This is a genomic window from Oceaniovalibus guishaninsula JLT2003, from assembly GCF_000299575.1.
GTDB classification, from domain to species: domain Bacteria; phylum Pseudomonadota; class Alphaproteobacteria; order Rhodobacterales; family Rhodobacteraceae; genus Palleronia; species Palleronia guishaninsula.
In genome coordinates this window covers 1-24,920 of record NZ_AMGO01000068.1, presented here as the reverse complement: position 1 = coordinate 24,920, position 24,920 = coordinate 1, and the positions used below count along the sequence as shown (strand labels likewise).

21 protein-coding genes are annotated in these 24,920 nt (G+C 68.7%); 11 read left to right on the top strand and 10 right to left on the bottom strand.

Going from position 1 to position 24,920, the window contains the following annotated elements:
* Window positions 1-77: 77 nt before the first annotated feature.
* The 3 genes from OCGS_RS13565 to OCGS_RS13560 are packed head-to-tail and all read right to left on the bottom strand — an operon-like array spanning window position 78 to window position 1,515.
* Window positions 78-728: a VPLPA-CTERM sorting domain-containing protein gene (locus tag OCGS_RS13565; protein ID WP_007427818.1), complete on the bottom strand. Its 651-nt coding sequence runs from the start codon at window positions 726-728 to the stop codon at window positions 78-80.
* A 38-nt stretch (window positions 729-766) separates the two neighbouring features.
* Window positions 767-958 (bottom strand): hypothetical protein, encoded by a 192-nt coding sequence (locus OCGS_RS15135; RefSeq protein ID WP_007427817.1) that lies wholly within the window; start codon window positions 956-958, stop codon window positions 767-769.
* Window positions 955-1,515, bottom strand: a complete 561-nt coding sequence (locus OCGS_RS13560) for a DUF488 domain-containing protein (RefSeq protein ID WP_007427816.1) — start codon at window positions 1,513-1,515, stop codon at window positions 955-957. Before OCGS_RS13560 ends, OCGS_RS15135 begins: the two co-directional genes overlap by 4 nt.
* Before the next feature lie 334 nt (window positions 1,516-1,849).
* Between OCGS_RS13560 and OCGS_RS13550 the strand changes: the two genes are divergently transcribed.
* Complete coding sequence (locus tag OCGS_RS13550; RefSeq protein ID WP_007427814.1) at window positions 1,850-3,826, top strand: MFS transporter; 1,977 nt, start codon at window positions 1,850-1,852, stop codon at window positions 3,824-3,826.
* Window positions 3,827-3,907: 81 nt separating this feature from the next.
* Window positions 3,908-5,266 (top strand): flavin monoamine oxidase family protein, encoded by a 1,359-nt coding sequence (locus OCGS_RS13545; RefSeq protein ID WP_007427813.1) that lies wholly within the window; start codon window positions 3,908-3,910, stop codon window positions 5,264-5,266.
* A 26-nt stretch (window positions 5,267-5,292) separates the two neighbouring features.
* Here OCGS_RS13545 and OCGS_RS13540 read toward each other — a convergent pair whose 3' ends face one another.
* Both OCGS_RS13540 and OCGS_RS13535 read right to left on the bottom strand, forming a co-directional pair.
* Window positions 5,293-6,420 (bottom strand): ParB/RepB/Spo0J family partition protein, encoded by a 1,128-nt coding sequence (locus OCGS_RS13540; protein WP_007427812.1) that lies wholly within the window; start codon window positions 6,418-6,420, stop codon window positions 5,293-5,295.
* Entirely contained in the window at window positions 6,407-7,789 is a 1,383-nt protein-coding gene (locus tag OCGS_RS13535; protein WP_007427811.1) for an AAA family ATPase, read from the bottom strand. Before OCGS_RS13535 ends, OCGS_RS13540 begins: the two co-directional genes overlap by 14 nt.
* 470 nt (window positions 7,790-8,259) lie before the next feature.
* Here OCGS_RS13535 and OCGS_RS13530 point away from each other — a divergent pair, with 470 nt between their 5' ends.
* The 7 genes from OCGS_RS13530 (at window position 8,260) to hppD (ending at window position 18,445) form a co-directional block, all read left to right on the top strand.
* Window positions 8,260-9,498 (top strand): replication initiation protein, encoded by a 1,239-nt coding sequence (locus tag OCGS_RS13530; RefSeq protein ID WP_040611086.1) that lies wholly within the window; start codon window positions 8,260-8,262, stop codon window positions 9,496-9,498.
* A gap of 120 nt (window positions 9,499-9,618) precedes the next feature.
* Window positions 9,619-11,265: a GMC family oxidoreductase gene (locus OCGS_RS13525; RefSeq protein ID WP_007427809.1), complete on the top strand. Its 1,647-nt coding sequence runs from the start codon at window positions 9,619-9,621 to the stop codon at window positions 11,263-11,265.
* Window positions 11,266-11,283: 18 nt separating this feature from the next.
* Window positions 11,284-12,915, top strand: a complete 1,632-nt coding sequence (locus tag OCGS_RS13520) for a long-chain fatty acid--CoA ligase (RefSeq protein WP_040611085.1) — start codon at window positions 11,284-11,286, stop codon at window positions 12,913-12,915.
* Window positions 12,912-14,636: an aldehyde dehydrogenase family protein gene (locus OCGS_RS13515; protein ID WP_007427807.1), complete on the top strand. Its 1,725-nt coding sequence runs from the start codon at window positions 12,912-12,914 to the stop codon at window positions 14,634-14,636. Before OCGS_RS13520 ends, OCGS_RS13515 begins: the two co-directional genes overlap by 4 nt.
* Entirely contained in the window at window positions 14,633-15,310 is a 678-nt protein-coding gene (locus tag OCGS_RS13510) for a TetR/AcrR family transcriptional regulator (RefSeq protein WP_007427806.1), read from the top strand. The genes OCGS_RS13515 and OCGS_RS13510 overlap by 4 nt, the downstream gene beginning before the upstream one ends.
* Window positions 15,307-17,259: an alkyl/aryl-sulfatase gene (locus tag OCGS_RS13505; RefSeq protein ID WP_007427805.1), complete on the top strand. Its 1,953-nt coding sequence runs from the start codon at window positions 15,307-15,309 to the stop codon at window positions 17,257-17,259. Before OCGS_RS13510 ends, OCGS_RS13505 begins: the two co-directional genes overlap by 4 nt.
* A gap of 82 nt (window positions 17,260-17,341) precedes the next feature.
* Window positions 17,342-18,445, top strand: coding sequence for a 4-hydroxyphenylpyruvate dioxygenase (hppD, locus tag OCGS_RS13500; RefSeq protein WP_007427804.1), 1,104 nt, complete (start codon window positions 17,342-17,344; stop codon window positions 18,443-18,445).
* Window positions 18,446-18,454: 9 nt separating this feature from the next.
* Here hppD and OCGS_RS13495 read toward each other — a convergent pair whose 3' ends face one another.
* The 5 genes from OCGS_RS13495 to OCGS_RS13475 all read right to left on the bottom strand — a co-directional run bounded on the left by OCGS_RS13495 (window position 18,455) and on the right by OCGS_RS13475 (window position 22,484).
* Window positions 18,455-19,138, bottom strand: a complete 684-nt coding sequence (locus tag OCGS_RS13495; RefSeq protein WP_007427803.1) for a DUF2270 domain-containing protein — start codon at window positions 19,136-19,138, stop codon at window positions 18,455-18,457.
* A 34-nt stretch (window positions 19,139-19,172) separates the two neighbouring features.
* Complete coding sequence (locus OCGS_RS13490; RefSeq protein WP_007427802.1) at window positions 19,173-20,480, bottom strand: TRAP transporter large permease; 1,308 nt, start codon at window positions 20,478-20,480, stop codon at window positions 19,173-19,175.
* Window positions 20,477-20,926, bottom strand: a complete 450-nt coding sequence (locus OCGS_RS13485; protein WP_007427801.1) for a TRAP transporter small permease — start codon at window positions 20,924-20,926, stop codon at window positions 20,477-20,479. Before OCGS_RS13485 ends, OCGS_RS13490 begins: the two co-directional genes overlap by 4 nt.
* Window positions 20,926-21,939 carry a TRAP transporter substrate-binding protein gene (locus OCGS_RS13480; RefSeq protein ID WP_007427800.1) on the bottom strand — a complete coding sequence of 338 codons (1,014 nt, stop codon included), beginning with the start codon at window positions 21,937-21,939 and terminating at the stop codon, window positions 20,926-20,928. Before OCGS_RS13480 ends, OCGS_RS13485 begins: the two co-directional genes overlap by 1 nt.
* Before the next feature lie 116 nt (window positions 21,940-22,055).
* The gene (locus tag OCGS_RS13475; RefSeq protein ID WP_007427799.1) at window positions 22,056-22,484 is read right to left on the bottom strand and encodes a MarR family winged helix-turn-helix transcriptional regulator; all 429 of its coding nucleotides are present in this window, start codon (window positions 22,482-22,484) and stop codon (window positions 22,056-22,058) included.
* 81 nt (window positions 22,485-22,565) lie between these two features.
* Between OCGS_RS13475 and hmgA the strand changes: the two genes are divergently transcribed.
* The gene (hmgA, locus tag OCGS_RS13470) at window positions 22,566-23,927 is read left to right on the top strand and encodes a homogentisate 1,2-dioxygenase (protein WP_007427798.1); all 1,362 of its coding nucleotides are present in this window, start codon (window positions 22,566-22,568) and stop codon (window positions 23,925-23,927) included.
* 15 nt (window positions 23,928-23,942) lie between these two features.
* Window positions 23,943-24,920: fumarylacetoacetase (gene fahA, locus OCGS_RS13465; protein ID WP_040611084.1), on the top strand; the 978-nt coding region annotated here is incomplete at its 3' end.

Below are 24,920 nucleotides of genomic sequence, written 5' to 3'. Positions count from 1 at the left end.
CGCGCGACAACGCGCCGGAAGGCAACGACAAATGCCGGCCGGACGTTCCCGCCCCGCCCCGAAATCGCCCGCCCCGTTCAGGCGGCGCGGGGGCGCCTACGCAACGCCGCCAGTGCGCCCAGCCCGCCGATCAGCAGCCAGCCCGCCGCGGGCAACGGCACCACCGCAGGGGGTGCCGCGGGAAAGCTGACGAACGTGGTGTAAAAGCCGCCGCCGCCCTCGCGCTCGGCCTCGGCGAAGGCGCGGCCGGTGACGCCCGGCTGCGACAGCGCGGCGACCAGTTCGCCCACCGTGCCGGGCGCGGATGCCAGCGTGGGGAACGTCACGCCGATGCCGTTCAGCCCCTGGCTCAGGAACGTCCAGGCGCCGGGGTCGAACACGTCGGTCGGCCCATAGGCCGAAAATCCGAAACCCGTCCGGGACACGCGCGCGGGCTCGAACGGGTTGTAATCCGCGCTGCCCGCGACGTAACCCGGCACGCTGACCGACACACCGGCGAAGAACGCCATGTCGAGCGCATCGAGGATGTCCAGCGACGGGTCGCTGTCGTCGATGAACAGCGTCACCGATCCGGCCGCGCCCAGCGGCGGGAAGTCGGGCGCGTCCGGCATGGCCGCCGGCCCCGGCGATCCGCTGACAGTCCCGGCAAAGGTGAACGTCGCCGCCCCCGCCGGCACCGCCAAAGCCAGCGCGGCAACGCCCGCGGCAAGGATTTTTGCAAGAAACATGGCGGCCTCCCTCCGAAAAACGACTCGCGTCAATGGTGTTAACGGTAAACCCGCCGCGCGGATCCGCCAACAACTTTCCCCTGCGTCACCCCCGCCCCGCCATCCCCCTCTACGTCAGACGGCGGCGCATCGTCGTCGGTCGGGTCCAGCCCCATATAGCGCGGATCCACCTCGTGCGCGGAACACGGGGGCGAGGCCGGCGGGCGGTCCTTCAGGTCCCGTTCGGTCATCCGTCCGCCCCCCGCGCCGCGTCGGACGGGGCCGGATAGATCACCCGGCCATCCGCCCCGGCCTGCGCGCCGGGCGTCAGCCGCGCCGCGTCGATCCGCCCGCCGCCCATCAGGTGATCGACCGCATGGCCGCGCGCGATCAGATGATCGGTGACGATGCGCCGGTGGCACCGCCACCAGACCGCCTCGGAACACATCATCGCCAGCCGCGTGTCCCGCCCCAGCGCGATCAGCGCCTCCAGCGCGGCGCCGAACCGCGCGCCCAAAGCGTAATCGGCGTAATTGTGAAAGCTCTGCACCCGCCACAGCGCGTTCGTCTCAGACGGCACATCCGTCTGGCGCGGCCTGCGCCCGCCCAGATCGGGCATGTGACGATAGCCGATCTGCACGGCCGCCAGATCATCCGGCAGCGTGTCGGTGTTGAAGACGGGGTTCGTGCGCGATTTCGGGAACGACCGCACATCCACCACCAGACCGATGCCAGCCTCGCGCAGGATGTCGATGAACGCGGTCAGCGGGCGGTTGGAATGGCCCACGCTGGCGAACCGCGCCTGCATCAGCCGGCCTCGGTCGGCGCGCCTTGCCGGTGCGCGGCGCCATGGCCGGCCGTGCCGCCGACGCGCCCGGATTGCGGATCGTCCGTCGTCGGGTTCCGCGTCCGGCCCTTCGGCCCAAAACCCTGCGCGCAAACGCGGCGGACAGGGCCGCCGACGCGCCCCGCTTTCGGGTTCCAGCTTGCGGACTTACCCTTGGAAAACGTCGCCATCGCCCTTCCTCCTGCCGCCAGAACCCCCGCCGCCGCCCGCCTGTTCCGCTGGCGGGACGGACCGCGGGACGGCCGGGCGGCGTTGCGTGCCGGGGATGCGGGTTGCGACGGAAAGGATCATCGGGATGGACGAGGCGATGGAATCCGCCGGGCCGCGACAGGGGGTGCGCGTCGTCATCGGCGCGCTGATGCTGGTGATGCTGCTGTCGTCGCTGTCGCAGACCATCGTCTCGACCGCGCTGCCCACCATCGTGGGCGAGCTGGGCGGCCTCGACCATCTGGCCTGGATCGTCACCGCCTACATGCTGGCCGTGACCGTCGTCACGCCGCTTTACGGCAAGCTGGGCGACATGTTGGGCCGCAAGCGGATGCTGCAATCGGCCATCGTGCTGTTCCTCGTCGGGTCGGCCTTGTGCGGGCTGGCGCAATCGACGCTGCACCTGATCCTGTTCCGCGCCGTGCAGGGGCTGGGCGGCGGCGGGCTGATGGTCACGTCGATGGCGGCCGTGGGCGATGTCGTCAGCCCCCGCGAACGGGGCCGCTATCAGGGCTGGTTCGGCGCGGTTTTCGGCGTCTCGACCGTCACCGGCCCGCTGATCGGCGGCTATATCGTCGAACATCTGACATGGCGCTGGATCTTCTATGTCAACCTGCCGCTGGGCCTGCTGGCGCTGGCGGTGATCTCGCTGGCCTTCGCGCCGCCGGCCGCCCGCGAACGCCGCCGCATCGACTGGGCGGGGGCCGTGCTGCTGGCGGCGGGGCTGACGGCGCTGGTGCTCTGGGCCAGCCTCGGCGGCAACACGCTGCCCTGGAACGCGCCGCCGCTCTGGGCGCTGGCGGGGATCGCCGCGGCCTCCCTCGCCGCCCTGATCCCGGTCGAGCGTCGCGCCGCCGAGCCGATCCTGCCGCCCCAGCTTTTCGCCAACCGCACCTTCGTCATCTCGTCCGCCGTGGGCTTCATCGTCGGCCTGTCGATGTTCGCCGCGATCACCTACATGCCGGTCTATCTTCAGGTGGTCATGGGCATCGGCCCGTCGCTGGCGGGTCTGGCGCTGTCGCCGCTGATGGGCGGGCTGTTCCTGACCTCGATCGTGTCGGGCCGCATCATCAGCGGCATCGGGCGCTATCGCCTGTTCCCCATCGCCGGCACCGCGTTGATGGCCGTGGGGCTGGGGCTGCTGTCGCTTCTGACGCCGCAGACATCGCTGCCCTTCACGCTGGGGGCGCTGGCGGTGCTGGGGCTGGGGCTGGGCATGGTGATGCAGGTGCTGGTGCTTGCGGTGCAGAACGCCGTCGAATACCGCGATCTGGGCGTCGCCACGTCGGGGGCCACGCTGTTCAGATCCATCGGCGGCGCGCTGGGGGTGGCGGGCGCGGGCGCCATCTTTGCACCGGGGCTGGCCGCGGGCCTTGCGGGGCTGGGGGCCGACGCGCCCCTCGCCACCACGCCCGCCCAGATCGCCGCGCTGCCCGACGCGGTGCGCGCCACCTACCTCGCCGCCTATTCCGGCGCGCTGCACCCGGTCTTTCTGACGGCGGCGGCGCTGGCGGCGCTGGCCTTCGCGCTCAGCTGGGCGCTGCCCGAACTGCCGCTGCGCGAAACCATCGACGACGCCGCCACCGCGCCCGATCTCGGCAACAGCTTCGCCATGCCCCGCGACGCCACCTCGCTGGACGAACTGCGCCGCATCGTCGCCAATGCCGCGTCCGACGCCAACCGGGCCGAGGCGATGCGCCGCATCATCGCCGCGCTCGACATCCCGCTTTCCCCGTCCGAGGCGTGGCTGCTGCTGCGGATCGCGCGCACCGAAGGCAGCGTCACGCCCCGCGCGCTGGACGGCGCCGATGCCGCCAGCGTCGATCCGGTGGCGGCCCGGCTTCTGGCGCGCGGCCTCGTGGAACGCGCGCCGGGCGGGCTTTGCACCACGCCGGCGGGCCGCGAAACGGTCGCCGCGCTGACCGGACGGTTCCGCGCCCGCCTGTCCGCCCTCGTCGCCCGCTGGCACCCCGAGGAGCACGAGGAGGTGCGCGCGATGCTCACCGACTTCGCCCGCGACCTGATGGCCACGATGCCCCGCCCGCGCGACCGGCCCGCCGGCTGAAAACGTGCCGCTGCGTCACGCGGAACGGATGCGCCCCGCCGGCCCTCGCATACCGGGGGTTGCGGATCCGAAGGGGGGCATGTGCCACAGGTTGCGATCATCGGCGCGGGGTTCGCCGGGCTGTCGGCGGCGGCCGCGCTGCGGCAGGCGGGACACGACGATTTCATCGTCCTCGAGGCGCGCGACCGCGTCGGCGGGCGCACGCGGGCGGGCCGGATCGGCGATCTGACGGTCGATCTGGGCGGCATGTGGATGTCGCCCCATGACGACCGCCTCGGCGCGCTGGCCGCGCGGCACGGCGTGCGGACCTATCCGACCTTCCTCGACGGGCGCGCCGTGTTCCGCATCGGCGACCGCGAACGCCTCGGCCGGCGCGAGGATCTGGCCCCGCTGCTGGGCGTCGCGGGCGGGCTGGCCTTTCTGGCCGCGCGGTGGAAGTTGCAGCGCCTGATGGCGCCGCTCGACACCGCGCGCCCCTGGGCGCATCCGCAGGCCGCCCTTCTCGACGCCACCACGGTCGAGACGTGGATCGCCCGCAATGTCCGCCACCGCCTGACGCGCACGGCCTTCCGCACCGCCTGCGCGACGCTGCTCTGCGCGCAGCCCTCGCAGGTTTCGCTGCTGTTCTTCATCCATTACATCAAGTCCGGCGGCGGCATCGACAGGCTGATCTCGGCCGATACCGGGGGCGCGCAGAACCTCGCCTTTCACGGCGGCGTCCATGCCATCGCCCGCGCGATGGCCGACGGGCTGGGCGACCGCCTGCGCCTCGGCACGCCCGTGGACCGCATCGACTGGCATGCGGACGGCGCGGTGCTGCATTGCGGCGGCGATACGCTGACCGCCCGCCGCGTCATCGTTACCGTGCCGCCGACCCTGCTGCACCGCATCCGCTTCTCCCCTGCCCTTCCCGAACCGAAAGAGGCTTTGCACGACAGGCTGGCGATGGGCGCGTCGATCAAGTTCTACATACTTTACGACCGACCCTTCTGGCGCGATGCGGGACTCAACGGCACCATCCTGCGCGACGGCGTGCCCATCGCCCCGGTGATGGACGTGACACCCCCCGGCCAGCCCCACGGCCTGCTGGTCGGCTTCTTCGACGGCGAGGAAGCGATCCGCCATGCCGACAGGCCCGTCGCCGCCCGCCGGGCCGCCGCGCTGGACCTGCTGACCCGGCATTTCGGCGACAGGGCCCGCGATCCGCTGGGCTATATCGACCACGACTGGACATCGGCGGAATGGTCGGGCGGATGCTACGGCGCCTATGCGCCGCCGGGCATCTTCGCGCGCTACGGCGAATGGCTGCGCCGCCCCATCGGTCCTCTGCACTGGGCCGGCACCGAAACGTCGCCCGACCATACCGGCTATATCGAAGGCGCGATCCGGTCCGGCGAACGGGTCGCGGCCGAAATCATGGCCCCTGCCCACACCGAATGACGCCTATCGCGTCAGTTCGTGTGGCATCACGGCTTGTCCAGCATGAACCGCAATTCCGCCATCAGCGAATCCAGCAGCGCCTCGTCCAGATGCGCGCCGGTGATGGTGATGGCGACCCCGCCGCGCACCCGCCGCCGGTCCAGCCGGATGCCGTTCGACAGATGGTCGGTCGCGTCCGCCGGCCCCTGCGCCGATGGCCGCCCCGCCTTGCGCGGCGCGCCCCCCCTGCCCGGCCGGGTTCCGGCCTGCGGCGCCTCGGCCTGTCCGGCGGCGCGGCGTTCATGGGCGCGCAGCACCGGCTCGATCATCGCCCATTCCGCCTCGAACGTCTCGGCCGGCCCCTCGGCCAGCGCCGCGCGCAATTCCGCCTCGCCGTTCTGGCGCAGCATCCCCGCCAGCCGCAAGCCGTCCCGCTCGGTCATCTTCTCGGCATGATCCAGCAGATCGCCCAGCTCCTCGTGGATCAGCGCGAAGGACCGGATCTTCGACCGCTTGGCCTTCGACGCGTTGGAAAACAGCGCCGCCACTGCCTCCTCGGTGTTGACATAGCTGCCCTCCTCGGCGGCGATGACGGCAATTCTTCCGCGTTCGTAATGGCTTAGCGCCGACCTGATCTCGTTCTCCTCCACCATGGCGACGATGGCGCCGCCGATCTCGTCGGGGTCGCGGATGACCGCGCGGATCGTGTCGTGCCCCTTCAGCCCCAGGTCGTTGCGGATGCTGCGCAGCGCCTTCAGGCGGCGATACCCCGAAATCAGGCCGTATCCGCCATCGGCCCGCGCGAAGACCTCGATCGGCAGGCGCAGGCCGTGTTCCAGGATCGACCGGCGCAACTCGTCCATCTCGCCCTGGTCCATCACCATCCGGTCGCGCACCATCGCGTCGGCGTCGATGGCGTCCAGCGGCAGGTCGGCCATCACCCGCCCCCCCGCCTGCGCCTCGCGGAACCGTTCGGCATCCGCCGCGTCGCGCGCCCGCGCCTCGCGGGTCGTGGCGGCCTCGGCGCTCGCGCCCTCGGCGGCCTCGGCGGCGACCTGCGCGATGGGGGCCAGCCCCGCGCCCGGCTGCGGCCGCGACGGCGTGCTGCGGAACTCCTCCTCGAATCGGGTCAGGTCTGCGTCCGTCGGTGTAACGATCCGTCTACGCTTCGCCATCGCGCGCCTCCCTCTCCTGCAAATCGCGCCACCAGGCGCCCATGATGATTTCCTTCACCTCGGCCCAGGTCCGGTCGAACGTCTCGCGTCCGCGGGTATAGGTGTCGCGGTTGAACTCGCGGTAATCGGCCTCGTAGATGCCGTTCACCTGCTCGCCCGCCTGGCCCACCATCGCCGTCAGCTCCTGCCGGAAGGTGGTCATCAGATCGCCGAAATAGGCCTGGATCACGTTGGCCAGATCGGTCTGCTGCGCCGCGTCGAAACGGGTGATGATGGTCCGCACGGCGTCCCATTCGAACTTCATCTCCGGCAGCCCGTCCCGCCGCCGCGCCCGGTTCTCCCCGTCCTCGATCGACGCGAAGGTGGAATAGAGCATGTCGAAGAACCGCCCGGTGCTGTCGAACTCCAGAAACGACGCCCCCAGCGGCACCAGCAGGATATCCGCCGCCGACAGCGCGTTGATCGTCAGATAGCCCAGGGCCGGCGGCGTATCCAACAGAACGATGTCGTAATCATTCAGTAACCCGTCCGCCCCAAGCTGGTTCAGCAACGCGTCCCAAAGCGGCCAAGACCGCAGCTGCATCCGCCAGACCGGCACCTGAAACTCGGCCCAATACAGGTTAAGCTGCGCGCCGATCAGGTCGATATTAGGCCAATGCGTTGATTGTATGAGGTTTCGCGGCGAAACCTTCAGGGCTTCGGTCAGGGTTTCGTCCAGCGAAAGCGCCGCGTCCCCGGCCGCCGCCCTGACCCGGTTCTCCTCCTCGACCGCGCGGGCGAAGTCGCGCGCGATGAGGGGGAAGGCGGTCTGCCATTCGTCGGCGACCTTGCCCCCCATGATCGAGGTCAGCGACCCCTGCGAATCGAGGTCGATGGTCAGCACCCGGTAGCCGTCGAGGGCGGCGGACATGGCGAGGTGGGCGCAGGTCGAGGTCTTGCCGACCCCGCCCTTGAAATTCGCCACCGCCACGACCTTGGCCGCGACGCCCTTGGGGCGCCAGGGGCGGTATTCGCGGTTGGCGGCCCCTTCGGTGGCGAAGTGATCGCGCAGGCGCATGATTTCTTCGAGGCTGAACCATTTGGAATTGCCGTCGCCGAGGCCCTGGGGCAGGTCGGGGTGGGCCTTGAGGACGCGGCGGAAATGGGCGGGGGCGACGGGGATGAGGTATCTACATACCTCCCATGTGGAAAAGAGGCGCAGGCGCTTGTGGCCGTCGGGTGCGTGGCCGGCGCGGGCCAGCTCGTCGCGGCCGCGGGCGGCGAAGCTGGCGGCGCGGGCGAAGCGCGCCGTGTCCACGGGCGCGGCCTGGGCGGCGGCGGCCTTGGCGGGGTCGATCCCGAAATAGGGCGGCTTGTCGGAGGATGTCATGGGCGGTCCGGTATCTGCTGCTGAACCCCGTATATGCGCGAAAAGCCGGCATGTGGAGAGAATCCGGCACCTGAAAACCCAAATAAAACAAGGAACGGCAGCAATCCGTTTGGGTTTATTTGAGGACTTTCAGGGGTTTGGCACAAGAAACCTGCCCGATAACAAAGACTTGCAGGCCAACCGGCGCCCGGATACGGGGCGAAAGGTATCCGTCTGCGGGACGACGGGTGCCCGAATGCGGGGGTTTCGGGGCCGATTCGCGGGAATTGCACGTTCCGGGGCCGTTGCGCGGGTTAAAGCAGCGCGCGCAGCGGCAACCTGTCGTTCATCCGCATGGGTCATCCTGTAGACGGATACCTTTGGGCGCGCAGCCTGCGGTATCCAGCAACGGGTTGAAACGGGGTGCCCATGATGCGATCCTTCGGCAAGCGCGACGCAGATTCGCGCATTCCGGCGACGAGAGGCACGCCATGACCGAGACCGAGACGGCGGCGCGCCCCGTGGGCGACATTCCGCGGGACCGTCTGACGGGGGCGCTGCGGCGCGGTTCGGTCAAGAAGCATGTCGCGGCGATCCATGTCTCGGGGCGGCTGACGCTGTTGCAGCGCAAGCTGTCGAACGTGCTGCTGCTGAACGCCTATGACGGGCTAGGGCGGCAGCCCACCTTCGAGATCGACGCGCAGACGCTGTGTCTGATGATCGGCTACAATTCCAACGACAACGAGACGCTGAAGGCGTCGCTGCGCGGCCTGGTCGAGACCGTGGCCGAATGGGACATGCTGGACGAGGCGGGGCGGCAGGAATGGGGCGTGTCGAGCCTGCTGAGCTTCGCCACGCTGAAAGCGGGGGTGTGCCGCTATGCCTATTCGCCCGCCTTGGCCGAAAAGCTGCGCGATCCCAAGGTCTTCGCGCTGATCGACCTGAACATCCAGCGGCGGTTCACCAGCGGTCACGCGTTGGCGCTTTACGAGAATTGCTATCGCTTCGTGCGGACCGGCAGCACCGGCTGGTGGCCGTTGGAGACGTTCCGCCGGCTGATGGGGGTTGCCGATTCCGCCTATTACGAGACGTTCAAGCATCTGAACGCCAAGATCGTCAAACCGGCGGTGGCCGAGGTGAACCGCACCAGCAACATCGTGGTCACGCCGCATACCCGCAAGCGCGGCCGCGTCGTCACCGACATCCGGTTCGCCATCGAACGCAACGCGCAACTGGCGATGCTGGACATGGATGACGGGGCGGGGCTGCGGCATTCGCCCGTCCATGCGCGGCTGGTGGCCATGGGCATCGCCGACCGTCTGGCGCGGCAATGGCTGGTCGATCTGGGCGAGGCGGCGGTGGCGGCGCGGCTGGATTACGTCGCGGGGCAGGGCGACGTGCGCCATCCCGCGCGCTATCTGTCGGCGGTCATGGCGGGCGAGGCCGTGAAAGGGCAGGGGGGTGCTCCGGCGGCGGCGGCCCCGGTCGCGGGCGCATCGGGGGCGGGGCTGAGCGCGCGGGCGCGGATGCTGGAGCGCATCCAGAAGAATGTGGCCGCGCGCAGCCCCACGCAGCGCGACGCCGACAAGCGGCTGTTCGCGGGCCGCATCGGCGACGCGTCGGCGCGCGACGATTTCGACCGCAACGGATGGATGTCGGCGCTGAACCATGCCGCCATCGTCGCCTTCTGGGAGGAAATGCGCCCCGGCAGCATGGCCGAGGCGGGGTAGGGGCCTTGTCCATCGAATGACGTAACGGAATTTGAGAAAGTTTTGGACGAGCGTCCAGAATCCTTTCTAGCCTTTGTCGGCGGCGGCCCTTTCGGGGTCTGAGGCGACGGGGGGGGAGCGATGGAGTTCGATTATGTCATCGTCGGGGGCGGGTCGGCGGGCGCGGTGCTGGCCGCGCGGCTGAGCGAGGATCCGGCAACCAGCGTGTGCCTTCTGGAAGCGGGCGGCGAGGGGCGGCATTTGCTGATCCGCGCGCCGGCGGCGGTGGTGGCGATGATGCCGGGGCACGGGCGCATCAGCAACTGGGCGTTTAAGACCGTGCCGCAGCCGGGGCTGAACGGGCGGCGCGGATACCAGCCGCGCGGCAAGGGGCTGGGCGGGTCGAGCGCGATCAACGCGATGCTGTATATCCGCGGCCATCGGTCGGATTACGACGATTGGGCCGAAAGCGGGCTGGACGGCTGGGGCTGGGACGACGTTCTGCCCTATTTCATCCGCAGCGAGGGCAATGCCAGCGGCGCGGACGACGCGCACGGCGCCGACGGGCCGTTGCAGGTGCGCGACCAGCCGCATCCGCGCGCCATCAGCCGCGCCTTCGTCGAGGCGGGCACGCAGTTGCAGCATCGCGCGGTCGCGGATTTCAACCGGGGTGACAACGAGGGCATCGGTCTTTATCAGGTGACGCAGTTTCATTCCGGCCCCCGCCGGGGCGAGCGATGCTCGGCCGCCGCCGCCTATCTGCATCCCGTCATGGGCCGCCGCGCGAACCTGCATGTCGAGACGCGCGCCCATGCGACGCGGATCGTGCTGGCGGGGCGGCGCGCCACCGGGGTCGCGTGGCGCAAGGGCCGCCGCGGCGAGGAGCGCGTCGTGCGCGCCCGGCGCGAGGTGATCCTGAGCGCGGGCGCCTTCGGGTCGCCGCAACTGCTGCAACTGTCGGGGATCGGGCGGGGGCAGGACATCCGCGCACATGGCATCGCGGTTGCGCACGATCTGCCGGGGGTGGGGCAGAACCTGCAGGACCATCTGGATTTCATCCTGGCCTGCAAGACCCGCGACACCGACAATTTCGGCATCGGCGCGCGGGCGACCTGGGGGCTGATGCGCCATGCCTGGGCCTGGCGTCGCGATGGCGGCGGGATGATCGCCACGCCCTTCGCCGAAGGGGCGGCGTTCCTGAAGACGCGACCGGGGCTGGACCGGCCGGACGTGCAGCTTCATTTCGTCATCTCGATCGTGGACGACCATGCGCGCAAGCTGCATCTGGGGCACGGCTATTCGTGCCATGTCTGCGCGCTGCGGCCGCATTCGCGGGGGCAGGTCGGGCTGCGATCGGCCGATCCGATGGCGCCGCCGGCGATCGACCCGAACTATCTGTCCGATCCGCGCGATCTGGAGACGACGATCCGGGGCGCGAAGATGACCCGCGCGATCCTGCAGGCGCCCGCCCTGGCCCGTTATTGCCGGACGGAACTGTTCGGCATCCGCGACGGCATGAGCGATGCCGACTGGGAGGGGCATGTCCGCGCGCGGGCGGACACGATCTATCACCCCGTGGGCACCTGCCGGATGGGGCCGGCGGGGGATGCGGGGGCGGTCGTCGATGCCGCGCTGCGGGTGCGCGGGATGGAGGGGCTGCGCGTGGTGGATGCGTCGGTGATGCCGACGCTGATCGGCGGCAACACCAACGCGCCCACGATCATGATCGCGGAAAAGGCGGCCGACACGATCCGGGGCCGCGCGCCGCAAGGCGTGGCGGCGGAATAGCGAAGGGGGGCAAGGGCCATGCGGGGACGGATGATGCATCTGCCGCTGACGGTGGGGTCGCTGATCGACCATGCCGAGCGGTATCACGCGGGCACCGACATCGTGTCGGTCGCCACGGCGGGCGGGATCGAGCGGACGGATTGGGGCACGGTCGCGGCCCATGCGCGGCGGCTCGCCTCGGCGCTGGACGGGCTGGGGGTGGCGCGGGGCGCGCGCTGCGCCACCATCGCGTGGAACAACCGGCGGCATCTGGAGATCTATTTCGGCGTGGGTGCGGGCGGGCGGGTGACGCATACCGTCAATCCGCGCCTGACGCCCGATCAGATCGCCTTCATCCTGGGCGATGCGGGGGCCGAGGTGCTGTTCTTCGACGCGACCTTCGCGCCCCTGGTCGAGAAGCTGGCCGGACGGGTGCCCGGTTTGCGCCACCTTGTGCTGATGGACGGGCGGGACGACGATGCGGCGGCCCGGATCGAGGGGCTGGCCTTCTACGACGAGCTGCTGGCGCGGGGCGATCGGGGCCATGACTGGCCCGAACTGGCCGAGACGGAGGCGGCGGCGCTTTGCTATACCAGCGGCACGACGGGGGCGCCGAAGGGCGTGCTTTATTCGCACCGCGCCATCGTGCTGCATACCTTGGGCGGCAACCAGCCCGACGGTCTGGCGATCCGCGCGCGCGACACGGTGATGCCGGTGGTGCCGATGTTTCACGTCAATGCCTGGGGGGTGCCCTATATCGCGGCGGCGGTGGGCGCCAGGCTGGTGCTGCCCGGCCCCAACCTCGACGGCGAAAGCCTGGTGCGGCTGATCGACGGCGAGAAGGTGACGCTGGCGCTGGGGGTGCCGACGATCTGGATGGGGCTGTTGCAGGCGCTGGAAAAGACCGGATCGAAGGCCGAGACGCTGCAACGCACGGTGGTCGGCGGATCGGCCCTGCCGCCGTCGATGATCGCCGCCTTCCGCGACCGTTACGGCACCGAGCTGATCCATGCCTGGGGCATGACCGAGACGACGCCTTTGGGCACGCTGAACCAGCTGCTGCAAAAGCACGACGATCTGCCGCGGGATGCCAAGGCCGCGTTGCGGCAGGGGCAGGGCCGTCCGCCCTATGGGGTCGAGCTGCGGCTGCGCGACGAGTTCGGCGCGCCGGTGCCCCATGACGGGCAAAGCGCCGGGCGGTTGCAGATCCGCGGCCATTGGGTCGCCGCGGGCTATCACGGGCAGGAGGGCGGCGCGCTGACGGCGGACGGGTGGTTCGATACCGGCGACATCGCGACGCTGGATCCCGACGGCTACATGACGATCCGCGACCGCGCCAAGGACATGATCAAGTCGGGCGGCGAGTGGATTTCCACGGTCGAGCTGGAAAACATCGCCGCCGCGCATCCCCGTCTGGCCACCGCCGCCGCCATCGCCGCGCGGCATCCCCGATGGGACGAACGCCCGGTGCTGATCGCCGTGCCGCGCGCGGGCGAGACGCCGGACGAGGCCGAGATCCTGTCGATCTACAAGGGGCGGGTCGCGGACTGGCAGGTGCCCGACCGGGTGATCTTCGTCGATGCGCTGCCCCTGGGGGCCACGGGCAAGGTGCTGAAAACCGTGCTGCGCGACACATACGGCGATTGCCTGATGGCGGATACGGAAGAATGAGCGCGCCCGAGCGCATCACCCAGGACCGCGCCGGTCTGGACGCCGCCCTGTCGCAACTGGACGCGGCCAAGGACGACTGGGCGCGGTTGCCGGTCCAGGCGCGCATCGCCCTGCTGCGCGAGGTGAAGGATTGCCTGCTGGAACAGGCCGAGATCTGGGCGATGGCGGCGGCGCACCACAAGCGCATCCCGCCCGAATCGCCGCTGGTGGGCGAGGAATGGCTGTCGGGGCCTTATGCGGTGATGTCGGCCTGCAACGGCCTGATCGAGACGCTGTCGCGGCTGGACGGCAAGGCGTTCCTGGACGATCTGCCGGTGCGCGACCTGCCGAACGGGCAGATCGCCCTGCGCGTTTCGCCGCATACGGTCTGGGACAGGCTGCTGCTGTCGGGTGTCACGGCCGAGGTGTGGATGCGGCCGGGGGTGGACCGCGCCGAAACGCGCCGCCTTGCCGCCGGGGCCTACGACACGCCGCCGCAGGACCGGCGCGGCAAGGTGGCGCTGGTGCTGGGGGCGGGCAACATCGCGGCCATCGCGCCGCTGGATGCGTTCCACAAGCTCTTTTCGGAACATCAGGTGGTTCTGCTGAAGATGAACCCCGTCAACGAGTATCTGGCGCCGATCCTGCGCGCGGCCCTGTCGCCGCTGATCGCCAGGGGCGCGCTGCGGATCGTCGGCGGGGACGGGCAGGTGGGGGCCTATCTGTCGGATCATCCGCTGGTGGACGAGATTCACGTGACCGGCGCGCAGACCACGCACGACGCCATCGTCTGGGGCACCGGGGCCGACGGCGCGCGCCGGCGGGCCGAGGGGCGGCCGAAGAACCCCCGCCGCGTCACGTCGGAACTGGGCGCGGTCTGCCCGACCATCGTGGTGCCCGGCCCCTGGTCGAAGGCCGACATCGCCTTTCAGGCGCAGAACATCGCGACGCAGAAGCTGCACAATTCGGGGTTCAACTGCGTGGCCTGCCAGGTGCTGATCCTGCCCGAGGGCTGGGACCGGACCGGGGCGCTGATGGATGCCTTCGCGGCCGTCGCCGCCGGGGACCGCCGGGCGGCCTGGTATCCCGGCGTCGAGGACCGTCTGGCCGCCTTCGCGGGCGACGGCGCGGGGGTCGAGCGGATCGCGCGGGGCGAGGCGCCCGACCTGCTGATCGCCGATGCCGAAAGCGATGCGCGGTTCCGCGAGGTCGAGGTGTTCGGCCCCGCCCTGTCGCGGGTGGCTTTGCCCGCCCCGGACCCCGAGGCGTTTCTGCGCGCCGCCATCGACTATGCCAACGACCGGCTGGCGGGGACGCTGGGCGCCAACATCCTGATCCATCCCGCGACGCGGCGGGCCATCGGGGCGCGGCGCTTCGACGAGATGCTGGCCCGGCTGCGCTATGGCTGCATCGCGGTCAACGCCTGGACGGGTCTGGGATTTCTGACCGCGACGCTGCCCTGGGGCGCGTTTCCGGGGCACGATCCGGCGGATGTCGGCAGCGGCATCGGCACGGTGCACAACACCTTCATGCTGGGCGGGGTCGAGCGCGGCGTGATCGAGGCGCCGTGGCGGCCGTTTCCGCGGGGGGTCGCCTCGGGGCAGGGGACGCTGCTGCCGCGACCGCCCTGGTTCGTCACCAACCGCCGCCAGCAAAGGCTGGGCGAGGCGCTGGTGCGGTTCCAGCACGATCCGCGCTGGTCGCGCCTGCCGCGCATCTTCGCCGACGCGCTGGCGGGATGAACGTCGCCGTCCCCGATCCATGGCCCGATCCATGGCCCGATCCGCGGCCCGATCCCCGCGCCGCGCGCAAATCGGCGCGGCGCGAGGCCAAGCGCGCCGAACTGGCCGCCAGCGCGCTGGAGACGCTGAAATCGCTGGGCTATGCCCGCACCAGCCTGCGCGACATCGCCGCCGCGTCCGGCATGTCGCTGGGATCGTTGCACTATTACTTTGCCGACAAATCGGACCTGATCGTGCTGGTCGTGCGCCGCTACAAGCGCGATTTCACCGCCGCCCTGGAAGCAGCGCTTGCCCCCGCGACGGGGCGCGAGGCGGTCATCGCGGCCTTCGCGCGCGCGCTGGCACGGTCGATCGTCGCCGAGGCCGAGACGCACCGCCTCTGGTACGACATCCGCGGGCAGGCGATGTTCGACACCGCCTTCCGCCCGGCGGTCGAGGAGATCGAGGCGACGCTGATCGACGCGGTGGCCTTTGCCGCGCGCCGCATGGGGCAGGGGCCGGATGCGCCCGAGGCGAGCTATGCGATGATCGACGGGCTGTTCCGGCAGGCGATGGACCGGCAACTGACCGGCCCGCGCCGCGACGCGGACACGCTGACAGGGCTGTTCGCCGGGGCGCTGGCGCGCATCTTTCCGCCGCCCGGCGCGGATTTGCAGAGGGAGGAAGGCAAATGAGACAGACATATCGCGCCATGTTGCTGGCCTGCGCGATGGCAGTCCCGGTCGTGCCCGCCACAGCGCAGGAAGCGAGCGAAAGCACGAAGGCGGCCAATCGCGCGGTGCTGGACGCGCTGCCCTTCGACGACCGGACGGATTTCGAGGATGCCGAGCGCGGGTTCATCGCGCCGCTGCCGGGCGGAAGCATCGCCGACGCGGACGGACGCACCGTCTGGGATGTCGAGGCGATGGATTTCCTGCAAGGCGACGCGCCCGACACGGCCAATCCCAGCCTCTGGCGGCAGGGCAAGCTGAACCACATCACCGGATTGTTCGAGGTGACGGACGGGATCTATCAGGTCCGCAATTTCGACCTGTCGGTGATGAGCTTCATCCGCGGCGACAGCGGCTGGATCGTCGTCGATCCGCTGATCTCGACGCAGACGGCCGCGGCGGGATGGGCGCTGCTGCGCGAAAAGGTGGCGGACCTGCCGGTTTCGGCCGTCATCCTGACCCATAGCCATGCCGACCATTTCGGCGGGATCAAGGGCATCGTCACCCCCGAGGAGGTGGCCGCGCGCGACATTCCCGTCATCGCGCCCGAAGGCTTCGTCGAGGAGGCGATCGGCGAGAACCTGATCGCCGGCAACGCGATGAGCCGGCGGGCGAGCTACATGTTCGGCAACCTGCTGCCCAAGGGCCCCGAGGGGATGATCGGCAGCGGCCTTGGCACCACCACATCGTCGGGCACGATCACGCTGATCGAGCCGACGATCGTCATCGCCGACACCCCGACCGAGATGGAAGTGGACGGCGTCGAGATGGTGTTCCTGAACACGCCGGGAGCCGAAGCGCCGTCCGAGTTCATGTTCTGGCTGCCCGCGCACAAGGCGCTGATGCAGGCCGAGATCATCAACCACGTCCTTCACAACCTGTATACGCTGCGCGGCACGAAGGTGCGGTCGGGCGATCTGTGGGCGAAATACATCCATGACGTGATCGGCCGCTATGGCGACGCGGTCGAGGTCAGCTTCGGCAGCCATCACTGGCCGACATGGGGCAATGCCGAGATCGTGGAGTTCTGGGAAAAGCACCGCGACACCTATCGCTATATCCACGACGAGACGCTGCGCCTGGCCAACAAGGGCCTGACCATGCTGGAGATCGCCGAAGAAATCGCGCTGCCCGAAAGCCTGGCGACCGAATTCGCCAATCGCGGCTATTACGGCACCGTCAGCCACAACGCCAAGGCGCAGTATCAGCTTTACTTCGGCTGGTTCAGCGGCAATCCGGCCGAGCTTCACGAATTGCCGCCCGCCGAGGAAGGGGCCGCCTTCGTACGCTATGCCGGCGGGGCGGATGCGGTGATCGACAAGGCGCGCGCCGATCATGACGCCGGCAATTACCGCTGGGCCGCCACCGCGCTGAACCATCTGGTCTTTGCGGATAGCGAGAATACCGAGGCGCGGGAGTTGCTGGCGGATGTCTATACGCAGCTCGGCTATCAGGCCGAAAGCGGGCCCTGGCGGAACTTCTATCTGACCGGCGCGCAGGAATTGCGGCAGGGGGTGACGCGGGGCGCCACGGCGCAGACGGCCTCGGCCGACATCATCCGGTCGGTGCCCATCGAGATGTATCTGGATTATCTGGCGATGCGGCTCGATCATCCGCGCGCGGCGGATGCCGACATCGCGCTGAACTTCGTCATGCCGGACGTGGACGAAACCTTTGCGGTCGAAGTCGCGAACGGGGTGATGAATTACCGCATGGACGTGCAGGAGGACGACGCGCAGGCCACAGTCACGCTGGACCGCGCCACGCTGGACCGGATCAACCTGCAACAGACGACCTTTCCCGATGCGATCGCCGCCGGCGATGTCACGATCGAGGGGGACCGGGACCGGCTGATGGCGTTCCTTGGGCTGCTCGACGATTTCGAGTTTTGGTTCGACATCGTGACGGATTGACGGCGGCGCCCCGGCGGGATTGCACGCCGCCGGGGCGCGTTTCATGTTATGGATGCAACCCGAGGGAATCAGGGAGGATGCCATGGGACCGTTTCCGCATGACGCGTCGAAGGCCGAGATCACCGAAGCCAACCCCGCGGGCACCGACGGGTTCGAGTTCGTCGAGTTCACGCATCGCGAGCCCGAGGTTCTGGACCGGGTGTTCCGGCAGATGGGGTTCGTTCCGGTCGCCCGGCACAAGACCAAGGCGATCACGCTCTATCGGCAGGGCGACATCAACTATCTGCTGAACGCCGAGCCCACGGGACATGCGGCCGAGTTCCTGAAGGACCACGGTCCCTGCGCGCCGGCGATGGCGTGGCGGGTGGTCGATGCAGCCCACGCGCTGAAGCGGGCGGTCGGGCTGGGGGCCGAGGAATATACCGGGCCGGGCAAGTCGCTGGACGTGCCGGCGGTGAAGGGGATCGGCGGGTCGCTTTTGTATTTCGTCGATACCTATGGCGACGGCGGATCGTGCTACGACGCCGATTTCGAGTGGCTGGACAGGGTCGATCCGCATCCCGAGGGGTTCGGGTTCTATTACCTCGACCATCTGACGCACAACGTCATCCGCGGCAACATGGACACCTGGTACAAGTTCTATCACGACGTGTTCAATTTCCGCGAGATCAAGTTCTTCGACATCAAGGGCAAGCAGACCGGCCTGACCAGCCGCGCGCTGACCTCGCCCGACGGCAAGATCCGCATCCCGATCAACGAAAGCGCCGACGAGAACAGCCAGATCGAGGAATACCTGCGCGAATACAAGGGCGAGGGCATCCAGCACATCGCCATCGCCACCGAGGACATCTATGCCGGGACCGACGCCATCGCCGAGGCGGGCATGGCGTTCATGCCGCCGCCGCCCGATACCTATTACGAGATGAGCCACGACCGCGTGCAGGGCCACGAGGAACCCGTGGACCGGCTGAAGCGGCACGGCATCCTGATCGACGGCGAGGGCGTGATCGGCGGCGGCGAGACGCGGATCCTGTTGCAGATCTTCTCCAAGACCGTGATCGGCCCGATCTTCTTCGAGTTCATCCAGCGCAAGGGCGACGACGGCTTCGGCGAGGGCAATTTCCGCGCCCTGTTCGAGTCGATCGAGGAGGATCAGGTGCGCCGGGGCGTGCTGAAGGGGGCCTAGGGGCCGGGGTCAGCCCATATGCGAATGGCTGGTCCTGTCGCGGTGCTTGCGCCGGTCGAACCACCAGGTGGCCATCGCCAGCAGGACCAGAAAGGCGTTGTAGGCGACGCCGATGGCCAGGACGATCCAGCCCGGCACCGGGCCGAGGGCGGCGCGCGCGGGAAGGTCGGCGAAGCGGGCGACGGGTTCGGGGTGGACGGTGATCTTGCCCAGATAGGCCAGCGACAGGAACAGCAGCAGCCACAGATAGTTGCGCCGCAGCCTGCGCCCGACGGCGCGTGTCAGGCCGATGTGGTAATGCGGGCGGTAATAGTCGCGCGCCAGAACGTCCTGCCACTGATCCTCGACATGCAGGTCGCCCTCGACCAGCATGGGGGCGTAGAAATGCGTCTCCATCCAGCGGGCGCGGGCGCGCCAGACGTTGAAATAGCGGTATCGCCGCGCTTCGAGCAGCAGCAGGAACAGGATCAGCAGCCCCGACAGGACCAGCGGGAAGGGCGACGCGTTTTCGCTGGCGAACGACACCGACACGGCGATGCCCAGAGTGACGACCGACCAGTTCGTCGTGGTGTCGAGCCGCGTGCGCCAGATGGTGCTGCGATAGACCTCGCCCCGGTAGAGATGCGCGATCGCGCCGATTTCCGCCGTGGTGAAGGGGCGGCGGTCGGCGGCGCGGTCGGTCTGGTCGGTCATCCGGCGCCGCCCCCGATCCGCCCGGCCGCCCCGGTCACAGCAGCCCCAGCGAGAACCACGGGATCGTCACCAGCAGGATCAGCCGGACGATGTCGGCGATCCAGAAGGGCAGCACGCCGCGGAACACGGTCATCAGCTCGATGTCGGGAATGACCGAGCGCATGACGAAGACGTTCATGCCCACGGGCGGCGTGATGAGGCTGATTTCGGTCACGACGACGACGACGATGGCGAACCAGATCAGCACCGCGTCGGGATCGCCCAGCACGCCGCTGCCGAAATCGAGCTGCGCCACCACCGGATAGAAGACCGGCACTGTCAGCAGAATCATCGACAGGCTTTCGAACACGCAGCCCATGACCAGATAGATCAGCACCATCACCGCGATCACCGCCCAGGCGGAAATGTCGAGGTCGTAGATGAAACCGACCAGCGCGTCGGGAAGCCCGGCGAAGTTGACGAAGGTCGAGAATATCTCGGCGCCGATGATGATGGCGAAGATCATCGCGGTGGACCGGATCGTGCCGATCACGGCCGTCCGCGCGCCGCGCCGCGTCAGGCCGCGAATGACCAGCGCCAGCACGATAGCGAAGGCGGCGCCCATGCCGCCCGCCTCGATTGGGGTGAAGAAGCCGCCGTAGATGCCGCCCATGATGAACGCGAACAGCGCCAGCGTGCCCAGAACGCCCGTCACGTCGCGGCGCGTCATCGGGCGCGGGTCGGTCACGTCGGGCGCGGTGCCCGGACGCAGGCGCACCGTCACCATGACCGCGACCATGTAAAGCACGATGCCCAATGCGCCGGGCAGAAGGCCCGCGATGAACAGGTCGCCGATATCGCTTTCGGTGATGAGGCCATAGATGATGAGGATGATCGACGGCGGGATCAGGATGCCCAGCGTGCCGCCCGCGGCGATGGACCCCGCGGCGAGGCTGTCGGAATAGCCGAAGCGCCGCATCGGGGGCAGGGCGACCTGGCTCATCGTGGCGGCGGTCGCCAGCGACGAGCCGGACACCGCCGAGAAGCCGCCGCAACTGAGGACGGTGGCCAGCGCCAGGCCGCCCTTCATCCGTCCGAAGATGCGGTCGGCGCCGGCGAACAGGCCGTGCGCGATGCCCGATTGCGCCAGCACATTGCCCATCAGGATGAACAGCGGCACGACCGACAGCGTATAGCTGAGGCCGGTGTCGAAGACGGTGGTTCCGACCATCGCGCCGGTGGCGTCCCAGCCGCGCATGGACGCAAAGCCGACCGTGCCCACCAGCGCCATCGCGAAGCCGATGGGAACGCGCGCGAAGACCAGCACCAGCAGGACGGCAATGCCGATTAGGGAAACGGTCATGCGCGCATCGCCCGGACGAAGCCGTAGATCGCCGCCAGCAGGCAGGCCGCCGCGCCGAAGACCGCCAGCGGCGACAGAGGCACCCCCAGCGACATGGAGACCGACCCCGCCGCGCGCTGCTGCTGGGACAGGTGGAACAGTTGCCAGGCGAAATACGCCAGGACGACCGCCGCCAGCAGGGCCGCCAGCCACAACAGCGCCGCCGACACGCGGGCGGGCAACAGGACGGCGAGGATGTCCACCTCCACGTGTTCGCCCGCACGGCTGACCAGGGGCAGGGCCGCGAAGACCAGCGCCCCCAGCAGCAGTTCGGTGATCTCGAACGCGCCGGTCAGCGGCGCGTCGAAGACATAGCGGCCGATCACGTCCACGACCGTCACGCCGATCAGACCGATCAGCAGGACGGCCGAGACGATTTCGAGCGTGGCGGCGACGGCGCGCCCCATTACTCGGCCGCCACGCCGGTCATGTCGCGCAGGCGGGCCAGCGCGGCGGTGCCGTCCTTGCCGTCGGGCAGGGCGTCGGCCCAATCCTGTTCCAGCCGGTTCGCGACCTCGCGGATGGTGCCCAGAACCTCGTCGTTCGCCTCGTAAAGCTCGATCCCCGCTTCCTCGATCTCGGCGCGGGCGTTGTCGTCGGCATCGTTCCAGGCCTTGCCGACGCGTTCGGCGAAGGCCAGACCGGAAATGTCCATGATCGCCTGCTGGTCTTCGGGGCTGATCTGGTTCCACTTGCCTTCGTTCATCACCAGAAACCAGGTGGTGTTGTAGATGCCGCCGGGCAGGGTCATCGAATACTTGATGTCGTCGGTCAGGTTGAAGGCGGTCAGCGCCTCGTAGGTGAAGGTCGCGCCGTCGATGACGCCGCGCGAAAGCTGTTCGTAAACCTCGGTCGAGGGCATGAAGACGGGGGTGCTGCCCAGACCCTCCATCAACACGGCCGGATAGCCGCCGGGCACGCGGATCTTCAGGCCGGCGAAGTCGCCCGGCGCCTCGATCTTGCGCTGGTTGTTGTGATAAAGGCCGGGGCCGTGGACGAACAGGCCCAGCAGCTTGGTGCCGGCGTGATCCTCGATCGCGCCCAGATCCTCGGTATAGACGGTCCAGAACGCCTTGGACGCCTCGACCGCGTCGTCGCCGATGAACGAGAACTGGCCGACCTCGGACGCGTCGAAGCGGTCGTCCTGGGTGAAGGAATGCAGGCCATAGGTGATGTCGGCCACGCCGTCGCGGGCCATGTCGAAATGCGCAGGCGGCGCACCCAGGGGCGAGCCGAGCACGCGCACCGACACGCGGCCTTCGGTCACTTCCTCGACCTCCTCGGCCCAGGGCTTCATGGCGTTGACGACAATCGGATGGCGCGGCGGCAGCCAGCTTGACATCACCAGATCGACATCGGCGGCGAACAGCGGCGTCGAGACCATTGCGACGGCCCCGGCGGCGGCGAACATGCGTATCATTCTTATCCCTCCCCATATCATTCGCGATCCGAAGGCAGGTCCGGTCGCAAGGTCCGGTCCGCCTAGTGGTTCGTTTTGTAACCATCAACAGGCCCGCGGGTTTTGCAAGGACGCCGTCAAAGCCCGGCGATGCGGCGCAGGCAGTCGCGCAAGGTATCCAGTTCGGCGGCGGTGAACCCTTCGGTCATCGCCGCGTCGTGGGCGGCGGCGGCGCGTGTCAGGTCGTCATGCGCGTCGCGCCCTGCCGGGGTCAGCGACAGCATCGCGCGGCGGCGGTCGTCCTCGACGTTCAGACGGCGAAGGAAGCGGCGCTGTTCCAGCGCGGCCACGGCGCGGCTGATCTTGGTCTTGTGGATGCCGGCGCGCGCGCCGATCTGCGACGCGGTCATGTCGCCGAACCGGCCCAGATGCACCAGCACGCGCCATTCGGTCCGCAGCATTCCATAGCGGTCCCTGTAGGCCCTGGCGAAATCCAGGCTGGCCTTTTCGGCGGCGCGGTTCAGCAGGTAGGGCAGGAACGTTTCCAGCCTGAAATCGGCAGGCATCGCGACCTCGCTTGTTAGTTACAAATAGAACCATTACGATTCGCCGCAGCGTCAGGCCAGTGCCCATGAACGGAGTTTTCCATGAACGAGCAGCGACCCCAGACCGGACTCACCTCGGCTGCCACGCCCGTTGGCACGACCGAAGGTTACATGCCGGGCTTCGGCAACGATTTCGAGACCGAGGCGCTTCCGGGCGCCTTGCCGCAGGGCCGCAACAGCCCGCAGAAAGTGAATTACGGGCTTTACGGCGAACAGTTGTCGGGCACCGCCTTTACCGCGCCGAGCCATCAGAACGAACGGACCTGGTGCTATCGCATCCGCCCGTCGGTCAAGCATTCGTCGCGCTACAAGCGGATCGACCTGCCCTACTGGAAATCCGCGCCGCACGTGCTGGGCGACGTGACCAGCCTGGGCCAGTACCGCTGGGATCCGGTGCCCCATTCGCAGGAACGGCTGACCTGGCTGACCGGCATGCGCACCATGACGACGGCGGGCGACGTGAACACGCAGGTGGGCATGGCCAGCCATATCTACCTCGTCACCGATTCGATGAAGGACGAATATTTCTTCTCGGCCGACAGCGAGCTTCTGGTCGTGCCGCAGGACGGCCGGCTGCGGTTCGCCACCGAGCTGGGGGTGATCGACCTGAAGCCGCAGGAAATCGCCATCATCCCGCGCGGCCTGGTCTACCGGGTCGAGGTTCTGGAAGGGCCGGCGCGCGGATTCGTCTGCGAAAACTATGGCCAGAAGTTCGAGCTGCCGTCGCGCGGCCCGATCGGCGCCAACTGCATGGCCAACCGCCGCGACTTCAAGACGCCGGTGGCCGCGTTCGAGGACCGCGAGGCGCCTTCGACCATGACGATCAAGTGGTGCGGACAGTTTCACACCTGCGACATCGCACAATCGCCGCTGGACGTGGTGGCCTGGCACGGCAACTACGCGCCGGTCAAATACGACATGAACGATTACTGCCCCATCGGCGCGATCCTGTTCGATCATCCCGATCCGTCGATCTTTACCGTGCTGACGGCGCCGTCGGGCGTGGCGGGGACGGCCAATATCGACTTCGCGCTGTTCCGTGACCGCTGGATGACGATGGAGGACACGTTCCGCCCGCCGTGGTATCACAAGAACGTCATGTCCGAGCTGATGGGCAACATCCACGGGCAATACGACGCCAAGCCGCAGGGCTTCGTTCCGGGCGGCATGAGCCTGCACAACATGATGCTGCCGCACGGCCCCGACCGCGAGGCGTTCGAGAAGGCGTCCAACGCCGACCTGAAGCCCGAGAAGCTGGAGGATACCATGTCCTTCATGTTCGAGACGCGGTTCCCGCAGCACCTGACCGAGTTCGCCGCCAAGGAGGCGCCGCTTCAGGACGATTACGTGGATTGCTGGACCGGGCTGGAAAAGAAGTTCGACGGCACGCCCGGACGCAAATAAGGCCAAGGAAACCGAATGACCCTAAAGAAAAGCTGGGTGGACAGCGCCAATTCGGCCGAGACCGAGTTTCCGCTGAACAACCTGCCCTATGGCGTGTTTTCGACCGGCGGGGACGATCCGCGCTGCGGCGTGGCGATCGGCGACATGATCCTCGATGTCCGCGCCGCTGAAGGGGCCGGGCTGACCGGGACGGACGGGCTGTTCGCCCGACCGTCCTGGAACGCGCTGATGGCCGCGGGGCCGGATGCCTGGGCCGCCTTCCGCGAGGCGGTGACGGGGCTTCTGGCGGAAGGGTCGGACCGGCGCGACGAGGTGGGGCCGATGCTGGTTCGGATGCGGGACGCGCGCCTGCATCTGCCGCTGGAGGTGGTGGAATATACCGACTTCTATGCCGGCCGCCAGCACGCCACCAATGTCGGCACCCTGTTCCGGGGGGCCGACAACGCGCTGCCGCCGAACTGGCTGCATATTCCCATCGGCTATAACGGGCGCGCCTCGACGGTGGTGGTGTCGGGCACCGACATCCGCCGGCCGAACGGCCAGACCCGCGCCAAGGATGCCGAGATGCCGGTCTTCGGGCCGTGCAAGCGGCTGGATATCGAACTGGAGATGGGCGCCATCGTCGGAACGCCGTCGAAGATGGGCGAGCCGATCACCACGAGCCGCGCCCAGCGGATGATCTTCGGCTATGTGCTGCTGAACGACTGGTCGGCGCGCGATCTGCAAGCCTGGGAATATCAGCCGCTGGGGCCGTTCCAGGCCAAGGCCTTCGCCACCTCCATCAGCCCGTGGATCGTCACCCCCGCCGCGCTGGAGCCGTTCGCCTGCGAAACCCCCGAGCGCGAGAAGGAATTGCTGCCCTATCTGCACGAGGATTTCGCCAGCCTTTACGACATCGCCCTGTCGGTCGAGATGACGCCCGATGGCGGGCGGCCCACGACCATCGCGCGGACGAACTATAACCGGCTTTACTATTCCGCCGCGCAGCAACTG

What these genes read in the sequence shown, in the direction of transcription:
- OCGS_RS13565 (WP_007427818.1), bottom strand. Translation starts at nt 728, where the DNA reads ATGTTTCTTGCAAAAATCCTTGCCGCGGGCGTTGCCGCGCTGGCTTTG.
- OCGS_RS15135 (WP_007427817.1), bottom strand. Translation starts at nt 958, where the DNA reads ATGACCGAACGGGACCTGAAGGACCGCCCGCCGGCCTCGCCCCCGTGT.
- OCGS_RS13560 (WP_007427816.1), bottom strand. Translation starts at nt 1,515, where the DNA reads ATGCAGGCGCGGTTCGCCAGCGTGGGCCATTCCAACCGCCCGCTGACC.
- OCGS_RS13550 (WP_007427814.1), top strand. Translation starts at nt 1,850, where the DNA reads ATGGACGAGGCGATGGAATCCGCCGGGCCGCGACAGGGGGTGCGCGTC.
- OCGS_RS13540 (WP_007427812.1), bottom strand. Translation starts at nt 6,420, where the DNA reads ATGGCGAAGCGTAGACGGATCGTTACACCGACGGACGCAGACCTGACC.
- OCGS_RS13535 (WP_007427811.1), bottom strand. Translation starts at nt 7,789, where the DNA reads ATGACATCCTCCGACAAGCCGCCCTATTTCGGGATCGACCCCGCCAAG.
- OCGS_RS13530 (WP_040611086.1), top strand. Translation starts at nt 8,260, where the DNA reads ATGACCGAGACCGAGACGGCGGCGCGCCCCGTGGGCGACATTCCGCGG.
- OCGS_RS13525 (WP_007427809.1), top strand. Translation starts at nt 9,619, where the DNA reads ATGGAGTTCGATTATGTCATCGTCGGGGGCGGGTCGGCGGGCGCGGTG.
- OCGS_RS13520 (WP_040611085.1), top strand. Translation starts at nt 11,284, where the DNA reads ATGCGGGGACGGATGATGCATCTGCCGCTGACGGTGGGGTCGCTGATC.
- OCGS_RS13515 (WP_007427807.1), top strand. Translation starts at nt 12,912, where the DNA reads ATGAGCGCGCCCGAGCGCATCACCCAGGACCGCGCCGGTCTGGACGCC.
- OCGS_RS13510 (WP_007427806.1), top strand. Translation starts at nt 14,633, where the DNA reads ATGAACGTCGCCGTCCCCGATCCATGGCCCGATCCATGGCCCGATCCG.
- OCGS_RS13505 (WP_007427805.1), top strand. Translation starts at nt 15,307, where the DNA reads ATGAGACAGACATATCGCGCCATGTTGCTGGCCTGCGCGATGGCAGTC.
- hppD (WP_007427804.1), top strand. Translation starts at nt 17,342, where the DNA reads ATGGGACCGTTTCCGCATGACGCGTCGAAGGCCGAGATCACCGAAGCC.
- OCGS_RS13495 (WP_007427803.1), bottom strand. Translation starts at nt 19,138, where the DNA reads ATGACCGACCAGACCGACCGCGCCGCCGACCGCCGCCCCTTCACCACG.
- OCGS_RS13490 (WP_007427802.1), bottom strand. Translation starts at nt 20,480, where the DNA reads ATGACCGTTTCCCTAATCGGCATTGCCGTCCTGCTGGTGCTGGTCTTC.
- OCGS_RS13485 (WP_007427801.1), bottom strand. Translation starts at nt 20,926, where the DNA reads ATGGGGCGCGCCGTCGCCGCCACGCTCGAAATCGTCTCGGCCGTCCTG.
- OCGS_RS13480 (WP_007427800.1), bottom strand. Translation starts at nt 21,939, where the DNA reads ATGATACGCATGTTCGCCGCCGCCGGGGCCGTCGCAATGGTCTCGACG.
- OCGS_RS13475 (WP_007427799.1), bottom strand. Translation starts at nt 22,484, where the DNA reads ATGCCTGCCGATTTCAGGCTGGAAACGTTCCTGCCCTACCTGCTGAAC.
- hmgA (WP_007427798.1), top strand. Translation starts at nt 22,566, where the DNA reads ATGAACGAGCAGCGACCCCAGACCGGACTCACCTCGGCTGCCACGCCC.